Below are 14,131 nucleotides of genomic sequence, written 5' to 3'. Positions count from 1 at the left end.
TCGCGGCGCGTCGATTCGTGCCGTCCCGTTCACGATATCCGCTTGGCCTGTTTCAAGGCACGGTGTTTTGTAAGTCGAATGGCACGCGGTGTAACAAAACCTGTCCATCGCGCGCCGTTGTCGTGCAGCTGCAATGCCGGCGTCAAGCAGACGTAAGCCACGCGTCGAAAACCTGCTGCCCGGGCACCGTGACGCGCAGCACGCGCGGTCGGGCCGCGCGCTCGATCCAGCCGTGTGCGCAGAAGCTGTCGAGCAGCGCCGCGCCGAGCGCGCCGCCGAGATGCGAACGCCGCTCGCTCCAGTCGAGACAGCCGCACGCGAAGCGGCGCCGGCGCGCGCGCTGCTGCGCGACGTCGATGCCCCATTGCGAGAGCGCCTGCGTGCCGCGCTCGGTGGTGTCGATCGCGTCGCCGTTGGCGAATAGCCAGCCGCGCGCGGTGAGGCCGTCGAAGATGCGCACCGCGAGCTCGCCGGCCATGTGGTCGTAGCAGGTGCGTGCATAGCGCAGTTCGGCCGGGACCGTGCGCGACGGCGGCGGAACCGGGCGATGCGGCGCGGCCGCGCGGGCGACGTTCGCCAGCGCTTCGAGCGAGGCCGCGATGTCGGCCGACGCGATGCGGTAGTAGCGATGCCGGCCGCGCACGTCGAGGGCCAGCAGCCCGCCCTCGGTCAGGCGCGCGAGGTGCGCGCTGGCCGCGGACGGCGACAGCCCCGCGATCATCGTCAGTTCGCCGGCCGGTCGTGCGCTGCCGTCCATCAGCACCCACAGCATCGCGGCGCGGCCGGGATCGGCGATCAGTGCGCCGATGCGGCTCAGGCCCGGAAAATGGTGGTCGTCTTGATCGGTCATCGTCGTGTCTCGTCGAGCGGATTGAAGGGCAGTGTAGTCCGCGCGCGCATTCGATGTTTCGCTTTCGGATGAAATGTCGGATGCAGCGGTGGCGCGCTGGCGCGGACCGGACTGCGGCCCGTGGCAGGCCACGCGTAGAATGGCCGGACGCGGCGGCAGCGGGCCGCCGCATGTGACGCGATGCAACGATGAAGACGATTTTCTGTGTGTTGGCGGCGGCGCTCGTGTGCGCGGCCTGTGCGTCGGGCGGTGCGGGCGCGACCGGCGAGCGCAGCGGCAGTATCGAGATGTACGGGACGATCGACCAGGGCATCACGGTGCGCCGCTGACCGGCGCCGGTCGGCGCGCGAGCCGGCATGGCCGCCGCAGCCCCGCCACGCGGGGCTTGCCGCGACGCGTTGCCGCAGTGCAACGTATAATGGCCCGATTACAGCGCCCCTGCCGCCTGGAGCCACAACAATGCCCCAACCGTCCCCCGTGCCGGCCGCTCTCGACCGCACCGAAACCGTATTCCGCTTCCTTGCCGAGCCTTCGTCCGTGAACTTCGGCGGCAAGGTGCATGGCGGCGCGCTGATGAAGTGGATCGACGAGGTCGCGTATGCGTGCGCGGCCGTCTGGTCGAGCCGCTATTGCGTGACGGTCAGCGTCGGCAACATCCGTTTCCAGCGTCCGATCCTGGTCGGCAATCTGGTCGAGCTGAAGGCGCGCGTCGTCGCGACGGGCCGTACCAGCATGCACATCCACGTGTCGGTGCACGCCGGCGATCCGAAGGGCGGCGTGCTGCGCCAGACGACCGATTGCCTCGTCGTGTTCGTCGCGGTCGACGAGAACGGCAACCCGGTGCCGGTGCCGCCGTTCGTGCCCGAAACCGACGAGCAGAAGGTGCTCGCGAAATATGCGGCCGACGTGCGGGCCGCGCTCGACAAGATCGTCGAGATGAAGCCGGAAGAGGTCGCGAAGGGCACCGTCTGAGTGCCGCGGGCGCCGCGCTCGACGCGCCGCGCCCGTCGTCCTGCCGTTACCGCGTCCCGATCATCTGCTCGGGGCGTACCCATGCATCGAATTCCGCCTCGGTCAGGTAGCCGAGCGCGAGCGCGGCCGCCTTCAGCGTCGTGCCTTCCTTGTGCGCCTTCTTCGCGATCTGCGCGGACTTGTCGTAGCCGATGTGCGGATTGAGCGCCGTCACGAGCATCAGCGATTCGTTCAGCAACAGGTCGATGCGCGAGCGGTTCGGCTCGATGCCCACCGCGCAGTGATCGTTGAAGCTCTGCGCGCCGTCGGCGAGCAGCCGCACCGACTGCAGCACGTTGTGCGCGATCATCGGCCGGAACACGTTCAGTTCGAAATTGCCGCTCGCGCCGCCGACGTTGACCGCGACGTCGTTGCCGAACACCTGGCAGCACAGCATCGTCACGGCTTCCGACTGCGTCGGGTTCACCTTGCCCGGCATGATCGAGCTGCCCGGCTCGTTTTCCGGGATCGACAGCTCGCCGAGCCCGCAGCGCGGCCCGCTCGCGAGCCAGCGCACGTCGTTCGCGATCTTCATCAGGCTCGCCGCGACCGTCTTCAGCGCGCCATGCGCGAACACCAGTGCGTCGGCGGCCGCCATCACCTCGAACTTGCTCGGCGCCGTCACGAACGGCAGCTTCGCGAGCCGGCCGATCTCGTCGGCCACGCGCACCGCGAATTCCGGATGCGCATTCAGCCCGGTGCCGACCGCGGTGCCGCCGAGCGCGAGCTCGTACAGGTGCGGCAGCGCCGATTCGACGTGGCGGATGCCCTGGTCGAGCTGCGCGACATAGCCGGAGAACTCCTGGCCGAGCGTGAGCGGCGTCGCGTCCTGCAGGTGCGTGCGGCCGATCTTCACGATGTCGGCGAACGCCTTCGACTTCGCGTCGAGCGTCGCGCGCAGCGTGCGCAGCGCCGGCAGCAGGTGATTGACGATCGCGTACGCGGCCGCGATGTGCATCGCGGTCGGGAACACGTCGTTCGACGACTGGCCGCGATTCACGTCGTCGTTCGGATGAACCTTGCGCGCTTCGCCGCGCTCGCCGCCCATCAGTTCGCTCGCGCGGTTCGCGATCACCTCGTTGAGGTTCATGTTGGTCTGCGTGCCGGAGCCCGTCTGCCACACCGCGAGCGGGAATTCGCGCGGATGCTTGCCGGCGATGATCTCGTCGGCGGCCTCGATGATCGCGTGCGCCTTGTCGTCGGCGAGCACGCCGAGCGACTGGTTGACGGCCGCCGCGGCGCGCTTGACGATCGCGAGCGCATGGATCAGCTCGGGCGACTGCTTCTCCGTCGAGATCCGGAAATTCTGCAGCGAGCGCTCGGTCTGCGCGCCCCAGAGCCGGTCGGCCGGCACGGCGATCTCGCCGAACGTGTCGCGTTCCATCCGAACTGCTTCATTCATGATGCACTCCTCCTGGAAAGGGGAAAGGCCGCGCGTCGTCGCGCGGCGTCAGGCGTAATCAGACGTATCGTGAGGCAGTCGCGCCGCTGGCGCGGCGTCTCGAGCGGTTCAGCCGACAAGCATAGCGCCGGCCGCGATTTCGCGTCGTGTCGTGCCCACGGCGCGTGACGCGCGCAAACCGGCGCTAGCGCGCCGCCGCGATCAGCGACGCGGTCTTGCGGTGGAAGCGCCATGCCATCAGCACGGCGACGCTCGCGAGGCCCGCCGCGAGCCCCCACCACAGGCCGCGCGCGCCCAGGCCCGCGTGGAAGGCGAACCAGTAGCCGGTCGGGAAGCCGATGCCCCAGTAGCCGAGGGTCGCGGCGAGCATCGGGATGCGCGTGTCCTTCAGGCCGCGCAGCGCACCGGACCCGACGGTCTGCATCCCGTCGACGATCTGGAACACCGCGGCGATGCCGAGCAGCGACGCGGCGAGCGACACCGTGGCCGCGTTGGCCGGGTCGTCGAGGTGCAGGTACAGGCCGACGATCGTATGCGGCGCGACGATCATCACGAGGCCGGACAGCGACATGAAGCCGACGCCGAGCGCGAGCGCGACGAAGCCCGCGTGCCGCGCGGCGACGGGCGAGCCTGCGCCGATCCAGTAGCCGACGCGCACGTTGGCCGCCTGGCCGATCGCGAGCGGCACCATGAACGACACCGACGCGACGTTCAGCGCGATCTGGTGCGCGGCGAGCGACGTCGCGCCCAGCACGCCGACGGTGAGGCCGGTGGCGAGGAACAGCGTCGATTCGACGCCGTACGTGATCGCGACTGGCCAGCCGATGCCGATCAGTTCGCCCATCACGGGCAGCTTCGGGCGCGCGGCGGTCACGAAATGGCGGAAGCGCTGCCGGCCGTGCAGCAGCCAGATCAGCGCGAGCGCGGTGAGCCAGATCGTGATCGTCGTCGCGACGGCCGAGCCGAGAAAGCCGAGGCGCGGCAGTCCGAATGCGCCGTGGATCAGCCCGTAGTTCAGCACGCCGTTGACGCCGACGCCGCCGATCGATACCCACAACAGCCGCCGCGCGGCACCGATCGCCGGCAGGAACGCGCGCATCAGCCCGACGCCGATCAGGCTGCCGAGCGCCGCGAAGCGCAGGATGCCCGTGTATTCGCCGACGTGATGCGCGAGCAGCGGCGGCTCGTGGAACATCAGCAGGATCGGTTCGGCCAGCGACAGCGCGACGATCGCCGGAATCGCGAGCAGCACGGACAGCGCGAAGCCCGTCCAGTAGATGTGCGGCACGCGATCCTCGGCCTGCGCGCCGCGCGCGTGCGCGACGCTCACGCTGACCGACGACAGCACGCCTTGCAGGATCGTCACGATCACGAAGAAGAAGTTCGCGCCGAGCCCGCCCGCCGCGAGCGAATCGGGGCCGAGCGAACCGAGCAGCACCGTGTCGGTGACGCTCATCGCCATCTGGGACAGTTGCGCGATCGCGAGCGGGGCGGCGAGGCGCGCGGTATCGGCGGCGTGACTGGACAGGGACGGCGGCGCGGCGGCCGTCCGCGTGAGACCGGAATGCGACATGGAATGGGCGCTCGCGCGGGTGCGGGCCCGCGCTGTATGTCGTTATTTTGAGAGACGGCTAGCTTACGGCTTTATTCGTACCGTGTCGAACGCGTGCGCCGATGGCCATGTCGCGGGCAGGGGAACGGCCAGGGCCTGCGCAAGCCCGTTATCAGCGTGAACGGGCGCTATGCCTCGCGTACCGCGATGCGCGTGTCGCCGAGCAGCACGACCTGACCCGCGCGGATTTTGCAGGTCTTGCGCAGCTCGACCGCGCCGTCGACTTTCACCGCGCCGGACGCGACGATCAGCTTCGCGGTGCCGCCGCTGTCCGCGAGGCCGGTGATCTTGAGAAGGTTGTGCAGCTCGACGTATTCGCCGGTCAGCGTGAAATCCAGATTGGGCATGACGAGGAAGGTGCGCGGTGCGCGGGAGGAAACGCTCCGCATCATACGGCACCGCGGGCCGGCACGCGAGCGCGGGCCGCCGCCGCACGTTGTAAAGGACTGTGAGCGATTCGTCAGCAAATGAAACGGTGGGTAACAGTCTGAGAGATTCGCGAACCGGCCGCGCGGGCCGCGGGTCTTCTGTCGTACCTGCTGCGTGTTGCGGCGGGAACGCGACGGTCCGCATCGCTGCGGACCGGGCGCACAACTTCTTGAGGAGAATTGCCATGTCCAAGATTCGTACGATGCTGATCGGTGCCGCGCTGACGGCGTTCGCCACTTCGGCCGCATTCGCCCAGACGGGCACGACGGCGCAAGGCGCGGCGGGTGCCGGCGTACAGACGCAGGCCCCGGCGGCAGGTGTTGGCGCAGGCGTCCAGGGTGGTGCCGGCGCGAACGCGTCGGGCAATGCGACGGGCGGCGCGACCGATGCGGTCGGCGCGGCAGCCGATGGCGCGAAGGATACGACGTCGTCGGCCGTCCATTCGACCAAGAAGCACACGAAGCATGCGGCGAAGTCGGCCAAGAGCCATGCGGGCTCGGCCAAGAAGAAGGCCGACGACGCGACCGAAGGCGGCGCCTCGGTCGGCGCGCAGGGTGGTGCATCGGCGCAGGGCGCCACGCAGTAAGCGGTGTCCGGCGCCGTCGCGACGCTCGCCTTCGGACGGCGCGTCGCGACGGGCGATCGTCCGGCGGCCCGGTTCGCTTCGCGCGAATCGGGCCGTTTTCGTGGGTAATACGTTCAGCGGGACGCGCTTACGGCCGGCGCTGGCCTTGCCCCTGGCCCGGCCGCAGCGCAGCCGGCGTGAATACGCTGCGCAGCCACGCGGCGAGGCGCGCGAAGACGTCGTACGGTTCCTCGACGAAGATCTCCGGCTTCAACAGCCGCAGGTATTCCATGATCTGCTGCGCTTCCTGCTTCTGGAACGAGCCGTGCGCGAGCCCGAGCCGCAGCAGCCCGCGCAGTTCGCCGAGCTTGTCGCGCGCGGTGCTGCCGACGCTCATCTCGCACGCGAGCTTGGCCTCGTAGATCCGCTGCCGCAGCGATTCCGCGAGCCGCCACGCAGGCGTCTGCATCAGTTCCTCGAGCGTCTGGATGTCCTGCGCCGCCGCCTTGATCTGCGACGCGAGCGGGTCGATCAGCGACGCGTCGCCCTGTGCTTCGGCGACGATCGCCTTCGCCCAGTCGCGGCATGCCTTCGCGAGCTCGTCGGGCGTCCATTCGGAGCGCGACGCGAAGCCGAAGCCGAATTCGCCGGCCTGCCGCATCAGGATCGCGACGACGTCCGGAAATTCCTTGTCGAGCGTGCGCTTGGCCCATGCGTACTGGCCGCCCTGCAGCATCCGCTGCACGGCGTGCTCGGTCAGCGGCACCATGTTGTCGAGCAGCTTGGCGCGCAGGAAATCCTCGAACGACGGCGTCGCGAATTGCGGGTCGAGTTTCAGCGACACACGCACGAACGCGTCGTAGTCCTTGCGCAGGGACTCGAGCGTGTCGTCCTTGAGGGAAAGGGTGATCTGGCCCATGAATCATCTCGATGGCGGCCCGCGCAAGCCGGCGCCGGCACGGCGCACCGGAGCGGGCGCAGCGCCGACTGACCGATGCGCGCCGGGGCTGGTGGCGGGTCTTCCTCTCCTATATCGGCGCGCCGCGCGGAAACTTGAGCGCGCGCGATGGAGCGTGCGCTCAGGCGGGCAGCCAGTGCGGGATGACGACCCCTTGCCACAGGAAGAACACCGCGAGCCCGGCCGCGATGGTGACGAGCGGCCGGCGGGTCGCGGCCGACACGAGCACGGCCGCGAGCGCGCCGACGAGCTGCGGATTGCGCCACGTCAGCTCGGCCGTGCCGCCGTGCGGCGAGACGGTCATCGGCACGATGATCGCGGTCAGCACGGTGACCGGCACGAAGCCGAGCGCTGTCCGCACGAGCGGCGGGAACGTCAGCCGCTCGCCGAACAGGAACAGCGTCGAGCGGATCGCGTACGTGATGACGGCCATCCCGAGGATCAACAGCGCGTAGTTCACGATGCGGCCTCCGGGCGAGAGCGGGCCCGCGTGCGATCGTGCCGCAGCGTGAGCACGACGCCGATCGCGACGCCGGCGGCGACCGCGCCGAGCAGCCCGAGCTTGTACGGCCAGCCCTGCCAGAAGTACGCGAGCGTGCCGGCCGTCGCGGCCGCCGCGAAGTAGCGCAGCGTGCCGAGCTGCGGGACGACGATCGCGATGAAGGTCGCCGCCATCGCGAAGTCGAGGCCGAGCGACTGCAGGCCCGGGAACGCCGTGCCGAAGCCGATGCCCGCGAGCGTCCAGACCTGCCAGTTCAGGTACATCGCGAGCCCGGAGCCGAAAAAGTAGTGGGGGCCGATCGTGCCGGGCGGATAGTGCCGGTAGTGCCCGTAGGCGACCGCGAACACTTCGTCGGTCATCAACGCGCCGAGCGTCGCGCGCCAGCGCAGCGGCAAGTGTGCGACATAGGGCGCGAGCGTCGCGCTGTACAGCAGGTGGCGCAGGTTCACGATCAGCGTCGTGGCGAGCACCACGACGAAGCTCGCGCTGCCGGCGATCAGGCCGAGCGCGATGAACTGCGCGGAGCCCGCGAACACGGCGAGCGACATCAGCGCGCCGTGCCAGGCGGCAAGCGGGCCGCTGCCGACGAGCGTGCCGAAAATCACGCCGAACGGCGCGGCGCCGATCATCATCGGAATCGTGTCGCGCGCGCCGTCGAGCCATTCGTTGAGCGGGCGGCGCGGGGGTGAGGCGGGTGTCTCGTTCAAGTAGCGCTCCTCCATGAGCGGGAGGATAGCGGGCCGGTGGCGGGCCGGCTTGTATGTTCTTGCGCTCGCGGGAGCGGGGCCGGTGCCCGAGTGTCGGCCGGCGCGGCGGGTCGCTGCGCGGTGCGGTCCGACCGACGACGGCGGGACGCCGCGCGTCAGCTTGCCTGCCAGCGCCCGGGCGGCACGCCGAACATCCGTTTGAAATGCCGCGTGAAGTGGCTCTGGTCGACGAAGCCGCTGGCCGCGGCGACATCGGCGACCGGCACGCCCGCGCGCAGCGGCGCCAGCGCGCGCTGCAGCCGCAGCTGGTTGCGCCACGCATGCGGCGGCATGCCGGTCGTACGCGTGAACAGACGCGCGGCGTGGAACGGCGACAGGCCGACCGCCTGCGCAACGTCGTCGAGCGTCACCGCGGACGTCAGATCGGCGGCGAGCCGCTCGCGCATCGCGTCGACGCGCGGTTCGTCGGCCGCGAGTGGCGCCGGCTGCGGCCGCACGTCGGCATGGCGCACGATCAGCGTCGACAGCGCGTCGAGCATCGCGGTTTCGGCGGCGAGCGGATCGTAGACGCGCGGCGCGTCGGTAGCCGGACCGTCGGCCGCATGCGACGACAGCGCGCGCTCGCTGCCGGCTTCCAGCATCCGATGCGCGAGCGTGAGCCGGGCCGCCAGATCGGCGTCGCGGATCACGCCGGGGGCGAACCATGGCGCATCCTGCGGGCGGCCCGCGACTGCACTCGCGAGTTCGCGGATGAATTCCACCGGCATGTAACTGACGCGATAGCACCAGCCCTCGTCGGCGGCACGCGACCCCGTATGCACTTCGCCGGGATTGATCACGGGCACGGTGCCCGTTTCGGCGACATAGCCGTTGCCGCGATAGGTGAAGCGTTCCGCGCCTTCGAGAATCACGGGGATCGTGTACGCATCGTGCCAGTGGGGCGCGAACGCGTGATCGCGATAGGTGGCCGTGAGTAGGTCCGCGTCCGGCACGAGCGGCGTGCGCCAGTAGCGTGCGGAATCGGGAAGGCGGGTGGCGGACATGATCGGGCGCGGGAGCGGTCGAACCGACAGTGTATCGCTCGCGCCCCCGGCGGGTGCGGGCTTACTTGACCGGAATCGTCGTGCCGGCCGGCATCGGCACCGCGGTGACGGCGTTCTTCGGGCTGCCGCTGACGATGCGGTCGCTGTAGGTCAGATAGACGATCGTGTTGCGTTTCTTGTCGACCACGCGCACGACGTGCAGCGTCTTGAAGATGAACGACATGCGTTCGCTGAACACGTCGGCCTGCTGCTTGAGCGGTTCCTTGAAGCTGATCGGGCCGACCTGCCGGCACGCGATCGACGCTTCGCTCGGATCCTCGGCGACGCCGAGCGTGCCCTTGATCCCGCCGGTGCGCGCGCGCGACACGTAGCAGGTCACGCCGTTCACGACCGGATCGTCATAGGCCTCGACGACCACGCGATCGGAACCCGTGACGCGGAAATGGGTGTTGACGCTGCCGACTTCCTCCGCGTGCGCGAGCGGTGCGGCGACGACGGCGGAGAGCAGGAGGGCAGCGGGGGCGAAACGGAGGAGGCGATGCTTCATCGACGGAACCGGATGCGGATGCGGGACAGAGACTCTAGCATGCGCATGACCGGGGCACGCAACGCAGGAAGGCGGACAAGGTGGCCGGAAAAACAAAAGGCCCGTCGAATGACGGGCCTTTCGCTATTTGGCTCCCCGACCTGGGCTCGAACCAGGGACCTACGGATTAACAGTCCGGCGCTCTACCGACTGAGCTATCGGGGAATAAATCGGTACATCTGCGTGCTGTGTTTTCCAACAAAAAACCCGTCCACTTTCAACGGGCTTTTGCGTTTTTGGCTCCCCGACCTGGGCTCGAACCAGGGACCTACGGATTAACAGTCCGGCGCTCTACCGACTGAGCTATCGGGGAACAAACAAGCAACAGCAGAGAAACGAGATTGTATGGAGTGTTCGCTAACCTGTCAACACTTCGAAGCCGCGACGCATGAAATTTTTTTGCGGGCGCCGCCGTGCGATCAGCGCTCGAGCAGGTGCAGCTTGTCCTGCACGTCCTTCCACTCGTCCGCGTCGGCCGGCGCCGGCTTGGTCTTCGTGATCGACGGCCAGTTCTTCGCCAGCTCGGCGTTCAGCTCGGTGAACTGCTGCTGGTCGCCCGGAACGTCTTCTTCGGCATAGATCGCATTGGTCGGGCATTCGGCGACGCACACGGCGCAGTCGATGCACTCGTCCGGATCGATGGCGAGAAAGTTGGGACCTTCACGGAAGCAATCCACCGGGCACACATCCACGCAATCCGTGTATTTGCACTTGATGCAGCCTTCGGTCACAACGTGAGTCATTAAAACGCTCCTGCTTGGCGGTATATGGGGTGGCGTTTGCGCCAAAAGCGGCATTGTAACTGAAGCGCCAAACCCGCATGACGAGGTCGGCTATCCGGCTTATATCGTTTCGTGATTAGTTTATGGGATGTGCGAGACGGGTACCCGCACGTCGGGCGCCGGCACGATGCGGCAAGGGCGGCGGGGCGGTTTCACGATGGTCCGGCCCGCATTCGGGTAACATGGCCGACAGACCGGGCGGCGCGCGGTGCGCCGGTGCCCTGTCACGATATTGGCGCTGCCGTCATCATGATCATCACTTCGCTGCTGGACACGGATCTCTACAAGTTCACGATGATGCAGGTCGTCCTGCATCACTTTCCCGCTGCAAACGTCGAATACCGGTTCCGCTGCCGCACGCCCGGCGTCGATCTCGTGCCGTACATCGACGAGATTCGCGACGAGGTGCGCGGCCTGTGCTCGCTGCGCTTTTCCGACGTCGAACTCGACTACCTGCGGCGGATGCGCTTCATCAAGAGCGACTTCGTCGACTTCCTCGCGTTGTTCCACCTGAACGAGAAATACATCTCGATCACGCCGTCGCCGAAGGGCAACGGCGAGATCGACGTCGTGATCGAGGGGCCGTGGCTGCACACGATCCTGTTCGAGATCCCGGTGCTCGCGATCGTCAACGAAGTCTATTTCCGCAACACGCAGCGCGAGCCCGACTATCGCGAAGGGCGCGAGCGGCTGCGCGAGAAGATCAAGCTGCTCGGCGCGAAGCCCGAGTTCGCCGACTGCAAGATCGCCGACTACGGCACGCGCCGGCGCTTCTCGAAGGTGTGGCACGAGGAAGTCGCGCTCACGCTGCGCGACGGGCTCGGCCCGCAGTTCGCGGGCACGAGCAACGTGCTGTACGCGATGAAGCACGACATCACGCCGCTCGGCACGATGGCGCACGAATACCTGCAGGCGTGCCAGGCGCTCGGCCCGCGGCTGCGCGACTCGCAGATCTACGGCTTCGAGATGTGGGCGAAGGAATATCGCGGCGACCTCGGGATCGCGCTGTCGGACGTCTACGGGATGGACGCGTTCCTGAACGACTTCGACATGTATTTCTGCAAGCTGTTCGACGGTGCGCGCCACGATTCGGGCGATCCGTTCGACTGGGGCGAGCGGATGCTGCGCCACTACGAGGCGAACCGCTGCGATCCGCGCACCAAGGTGCTCGTGTTCTCGGACGCGCTCGACATCCCGAAGGTCATGCAGCTGTACGAACGGTTCCGCGGCCGCTGCAAGCTCGCGTTCGGCGTCGGCACCAACCTCACCAACGATCTCGGCTACGTGCCGCTGCAGATCGTGATCAAGATGGTTCGCTGCAACGGCCAGCCGGTCGCGAAGCTGTCGGATTCGCCGGGCAAGAGCATGTGCGACGACAAGGCCTATCTCGCGTACCTGCGCCAGGTGTTCGGCATCGCGCAGCCGGTCGAGGAAGACGCGTCGAAGTAGGCGTTGGCCGTTCGGCCGAAGGTGTGTCGCGGCAGGGGTGGCCGGTATAATCCGACGTATTGCACGCCAACGTCACGAGGACCGTTCATGGACACTTCCGCCGCCCGTCGCCAGATCCTCGCGCGCATTCGCGCGGCGCAGGGGCGCGCGGCCGAACCCGATGCAGCGGAGCGCGACGGCGTCGCCGACTATCTCGCGCGGCATCCGCAGGGCCCGCGCCCGCCGACACCGACCGATCTCGTCGCCGCTTTCGTCGACGAAGCGGGGCGCCTGTCGACCACGGTCGACGAAGTCGCGACGCTGGCCGACGTGCCTGCTGCCGCCGCCCGCTATCTTGCCGCTCAGGGTCTGCCGACGCGGGCCGTCGCATGGCGTACGCTGGCCGATTTCGACTGGGCCGGCGCCGGCCTGTCGGTCGAGTGCCGCAAGCCGCGCGACGGCGATCTCGTCGGCCTGACTGGCTGCTTCTGCGCGACCGCCGAAACGGGGTCGCTCGTGCTGCTGTCCGGTCCCGACACTTACGCATCGGCCGGCCTGCTGCCGGAAACCCACATCGCGATCGTGCCGGCGTCGCGCATCGTCGCCGGTCATGAAGACGCATTCGCGCTGATTCGCGCGGAGCGCGGCGAGCTGCCGCGCGCGGTCAATTTCGTGTCGGGCCCGTCGCGCACGGGCGACATCGAGCAAACGATCATTCTGGGCGCACACGGCCCGTACCGCGTGCACGCGATCGTCGTACGGGGCGCATGACGCGCCTGCCGCATTCACCGTTACTCGAACAAGGAAGTTCCGCATGAAACGACATGCCGCCTGGGCGGGCATGGCGTCGGGAATCGCGCTTGGCGCCGCTCCCGCGCTCGCATCGGCCGCCACGCTCGACGGTGCCACGCTGTCCGCGCTCTGGGGCATCCCGTTCGCCGGGATCCTGCTGTCCATCGCGCTGTTCCCGCTCGTCGCCCCGGTGTTCTGGCATCACCACTTCGGCAAGATCGCGGCCGGCTGGGCGATCGTGTTCCTCGCGCCGTTCGCGCTCGCGTTCGGCGCCGGCGCCGCGTTCGGCACGCTCGTGCATGCGCTGCTCGAGGAATACATTCCGTTCATCGTGCTGCTCACCGCGCTCTATACGGTCGCGGGCGGCATCTGCGTGAACGGCAACCTGCACGGTTCGCCGAAGCTGAATACCGCGATCCTCGCGCTCGGCACGCTGCTCGCGAGCGTGATGGGCACGACGGGCGCCGCGATGCTGCTGATCCGGCCGCTGCTGCGCGCCAACGACAACCGCAAGCATGTCGTGCACGTCGTGATCTTCTTCATCTTCCTCGTCGCGAACGCGGGCGGCTCGCTGTCGCCGCTCGGCGATCCGCCGCTGTTCCTCGGCTTCCTGAACGGCGTGAGCTTCTTCTGGACGACCACCCATCTCGCGCTGCCGATGCTGTTCATCTGCGTGGTGCTGCTGACGCTGTTCTTCGCGCTCGATACGTACTTCTACCGGAAGGGCGGCGAGGAGCGGCCGGCCGCGCTCGATCCGACGCCCGACGGCGCGGGGCTGTCGATCGACGGCAAGATCAACTTCGTGCTGCTGGCGGCCGTGATCGCGCTCGTGCTGATGAGCGGCGTGTGGAAGCCGGGCATCTCGTTCGACGTGTGGGGCACGCACGTCGCGCTGCAGAATCTCGTGCGCGACGTCGCGCTCGTGGTCGTGACGCTCGCGTCGCTCGCGCTGACGCCGCGTTCCGCGCGCGACGGCAACGCGTTCAACTGGGCGCCGATCGAGGAAGTCGCGAAGCTGTTCGCGGGCATCTTCGTGACGATCGCGCCGGTGATCGTGATCTTGCGCGCGGGTGCGGACGGCGCGTTCGCGCAGATCGTCCATCTCGTCACGGGCCCCGACGGCAAGCCGGTCGACGCGATGTACTTCTGGGCGACCGGCATCCTGTCGTCGTTCCTCGACAACGCGCCGACCTACCTCGTGTTCTTCAACCTCGCGGGCGGCGACGCGCAGACGCTGATGACGACCGGCGCGTCGACGCTCGCCGCGATTTCCGCCGGCGCGGTGTTCATGGGCGCGAACAGCTATATCGGCAACGCGCCGAACTTCATGGTGAAGGCGATCGCCGAATCGCGCGGCGTGAAGATGCCGAGCTTCTTCGCGTATCTCGGCTGGGCGCTCGTCGTGCTGATACCGGTATTCCTGCTGACGTCGTGGCTTTTCTTCACGGCGTAAGCTGACGTTTT

At 68.2% G+C, this 14,131-nt stretch carries 16 protein-coding genes and 2 tRNA genes; 6 read left to right on the top strand and 12 right to left on the bottom strand.

The features are described 5' to 3' along the window. Window positions 1-142 precede the first annotated feature (142 nt). On the bottom strand, window positions 143-850 hold the full coding sequence (locus HWX55_RS09570; RefSeq protein WP_050011501.1) for a helix-turn-helix transcriptional regulator: 708 nt from the start codon (window positions 848-850) through the stop codon (window positions 143-145). Window positions 851-1,038: 188 nt separating this feature from the next. On the opposite strand from HWX55_RS09570, the gene HWX55_RS09565 reads away from it, so the two are divergent. Continuing rightward, complete coding sequence (locus HWX55_RS09565; protein ID WP_162838111.1) at window positions 1,039-1,179, top strand: hypothetical protein; 141 nt, start codon at window positions 1,039-1,041, stop codon at window positions 1,177-1,179. 130 nt (window positions 1,180-1,309) lie between these two features. Beyond that, window positions 1,310-1,822 (top strand): acyl-CoA thioesterase, encoded by a 513-nt coding sequence (locus tag HWX55_RS09560; protein WP_027811985.1) that lies wholly within the window; start codon window positions 1,310-1,312, stop codon window positions 1,820-1,822. Window positions 1,823-1,868: 46 nt separating this feature from the next. Here HWX55_RS09560 and fumC read toward each other — a convergent pair whose 3' ends face one another. The 3 genes from fumC to HWX55_RS09545 form a co-directional block, all read right to left on the bottom strand. Further along, complete coding sequence (fumC, locus tag HWX55_RS09555; RefSeq protein ID WP_027811986.1) at window positions 1,869-3,263, bottom strand: class II fumarate hydratase; 1,395 nt, start codon at window positions 3,261-3,263, stop codon at window positions 1,869-1,871. Between the two features lie 184 nt (window positions 3,264-3,447). Beyond that, window positions 3,448-4,836, bottom strand: a complete 1,389-nt coding sequence (gene norM, locus HWX55_RS09550; RefSeq protein WP_124557539.1) for a multidrug efflux MATE transporter NorM — start codon at window positions 4,834-4,836, stop codon at window positions 3,448-3,450. Between the two features lie 167 nt (window positions 4,837-5,003). Beyond that, on the bottom strand, window positions 5,004-5,222 hold the full coding sequence (locus tag HWX55_RS09545; protein WP_006486208.1) for an RNA-binding S4 domain-containing protein: 219 nt from the start codon (window positions 5,220-5,222) through the stop codon (window positions 5,004-5,006). 266 nt (window positions 5,223-5,488) lie between these two features. Here HWX55_RS09545 and HWX55_RS09540 point away from each other — a divergent pair, with 266 nt between their 5' ends. Continuing rightward, complete coding sequence (locus HWX55_RS09540) at window positions 5,489-5,890, top strand: hypothetical protein (RefSeq protein WP_050011498.1); 402 nt, start codon at window positions 5,489-5,491, stop codon at window positions 5,888-5,890. Between the two features lie 127 nt (window positions 5,891-6,017). Here HWX55_RS09540 and HWX55_RS09535 read toward each other — a convergent pair whose 3' ends face one another. From HWX55_RS09535 to fdxA, 8 genes are all read right to left on the bottom strand, one after another. Then, window positions 6,018-6,788, bottom strand: coding sequence for a DUF4088 family protein (locus HWX55_RS09535; protein WP_175975430.1), 771 nt, complete (start codon window positions 6,786-6,788; stop codon window positions 6,018-6,020). 160 nt (window positions 6,789-6,948) lie between these two features. Then, window positions 6,949-7,287: an AzlD domain-containing protein gene (locus HWX55_RS09530; protein WP_175975429.1), complete on the bottom strand. Its 339-nt coding sequence runs from the start codon at window positions 7,285-7,287 to the stop codon at window positions 6,949-6,951. After that, window positions 7,284-8,051 carry an AzlC family ABC transporter permease gene (locus HWX55_RS09525; protein ID WP_175975428.1) on the bottom strand — a complete coding sequence of 256 codons (768 nt, stop codon included), beginning with the start codon at window positions 8,049-8,051 and terminating at the stop codon, window positions 7,284-7,286. Before HWX55_RS09525 ends, HWX55_RS09530 begins: the two co-directional genes overlap by 4 nt. A gap of 140 nt (window positions 8,052-8,191) precedes the next feature. Then, complete coding sequence (locus HWX55_RS09520; RefSeq protein ID WP_175975427.1) at window positions 8,192-9,079, bottom strand: AraC family transcriptional regulator; 888 nt, start codon at window positions 9,077-9,079, stop codon at window positions 8,192-8,194. Between the two features lie 61 nt (window positions 9,080-9,140). Continuing rightward, entirely contained in the window at window positions 9,141-9,626 is a 486-nt protein-coding gene (locus HWX55_RS09515) for a CreA family protein (protein WP_175975426.1), read from the bottom strand. Window positions 9,627-9,754: 128 nt separating this feature from the next. Next, window positions 9,755-9,830, bottom strand: a tRNA-Asn gene (locus tag HWX55_RS09510). A 72-nt stretch (window positions 9,831-9,902) separates the two neighbouring features. Further along, window positions 9,903-9,978: transfer RNA gene (locus tag HWX55_RS09505), tRNA-Asn, on the bottom strand. A 106-nt stretch (window positions 9,979-10,084) separates the two neighbouring features. Next, window positions 10,085-10,408, bottom strand: a complete 324-nt coding sequence (gene fdxA / locus HWX55_RS09500; protein WP_011544919.1) for a ferredoxin FdxA — start codon at window positions 10,406-10,408, stop codon at window positions 10,085-10,087. Between the two features lie 288 nt (window positions 10,409-10,696). Between fdxA and pncB the strand changes: the two genes are divergently transcribed. From pncB to HWX55_RS09485, 3 genes are all read left to right on the top strand, one after another. Then, a complete protein-coding gene (gene pncB / locus HWX55_RS09495; protein ID WP_050011492.1) occupies window positions 10,697-11,896 on the top strand; it encodes a nicotinate phosphoribosyltransferase in 1,200 nt (399 codons plus the stop codon). Window positions 11,897-11,983: 87 nt separating this feature from the next. Further along, on the top strand, window positions 11,984-12,646 hold the full coding sequence (locus HWX55_RS09490) for a lactate utilization protein C (RefSeq protein WP_175975425.1): 663 nt from the start codon (window positions 11,984-11,986) through the stop codon (window positions 12,644-12,646). 43 nt (window positions 12,647-12,689) lie between these two features. Beyond that, complete coding sequence (locus HWX55_RS09485) at window positions 12,690-14,120, top strand: sodium:proton antiporter (RefSeq protein WP_175975424.1); 1,431 nt, start codon at window positions 12,690-12,692, stop codon at window positions 14,118-14,120. Window positions 14,121-14,131: the final 11 nt, after the last annotated feature.

Source organism: Burkholderia sp. BCC1047, from assembly GCF_902833155.1.
Taxonomy (GTDB): Bacteria; Pseudomonadota; Gammaproteobacteria; order Burkholderiales; family Burkholderiaceae; genus Burkholderia; species Burkholderia sola.
This window is presented reverse-complemented; position numbering and strand designations above follow the sequence as displayed.

Bases quoted from the DNA above. Each gene is read 5' to 3' on its own strand.
- fdxA (WP_011544919.1), bottom strand. From the start codon at position 10,408: ATGACTCACGTTGTGACCGAAGGCTGCATCAAGTGCAAATACACGGAT.
- HWX55_RS09570 (WP_050011501.1), bottom strand. From the start codon at position 850: ATGACCGATCAAGACGACCACCATTTTCCGGGCCTGAGCCGCATCGGC.
- norM (WP_124557539.1), bottom strand. From the start codon at position 4,836: ATGTCGCATTCCGGTCTCACGCGGACGGCCGCCGCGCCGCCGTCCCTG.
- HWX55_RS09545 (WP_006486208.1), bottom strand. From the start codon at position 5,222: ATGCCCAATCTGGATTTCACGCTGACCGGCGAATACGTCGAGCTGCAC.
- HWX55_RS09515 (WP_175975426.1), bottom strand. From the start codon at position 9,626: ATGAAGCATCGCCTCCTCCGTTTCGCCCCCGCTGCCCTCCTGCTCTCC.
- pncB (WP_050011492.1), top strand. From the start codon at position 10,697: ATGATCATCACTTCGCTGCTGGACACGGATCTCTACAAGTTCACGATG.
- HWX55_RS09565 (WP_162838111.1), top strand. From the start codon at position 1,039: ATGAAGACGATTTTCTGTGTGTTGGCGGCGGCGCTCGTGTGCGCGGCC.
- HWX55_RS09560 (WP_027811985.1), top strand. From the start codon at position 1,310: ATGCCCCAACCGTCCCCCGTGCCGGCCGCTCTCGACCGCACCGAAACC.
- HWX55_RS09485 (WP_175975424.1), top strand. From the start codon at position 12,690: ATGAAACGACATGCCGCCTGGGCGGGCATGGCGTCGGGAATCGCGCTT.
- HWX55_RS09540 (WP_050011498.1), top strand. From the start codon at position 5,489: ATGTCCAAGATTCGTACGATGCTGATCGGTGCCGCGCTGACGGCGTTC.
- HWX55_RS09535 (WP_175975430.1), bottom strand. From the start codon at position 6,788: ATGGGCCAGATCACCCTTTCCCTCAAGGACGACACGCTCGAGTCCCTG.
- HWX55_RS09525 (WP_175975428.1), bottom strand. From the start codon at position 8,051: ATGGAGGAGCGCTACTTGAACGAGACACCCGCCTCACCCCCGCGCCGC.
- HWX55_RS09520 (WP_175975427.1), bottom strand. From the start codon at position 9,079: ATGTCCGCCACCCGCCTTCCCGATTCCGCACGCTACTGGCGCACGCCG.
- HWX55_RS09490 (WP_175975425.1), top strand. From the start codon at position 11,984: ATGGACACTTCCGCCGCCCGTCGCCAGATCCTCGCGCGCATTCGCGCG.
- fumC (WP_027811986.1), bottom strand. From the start codon at position 3,263: ATGAATGAAGCAGTTCGGATGGAACGCGACACGTTCGGCGAGATCGCC.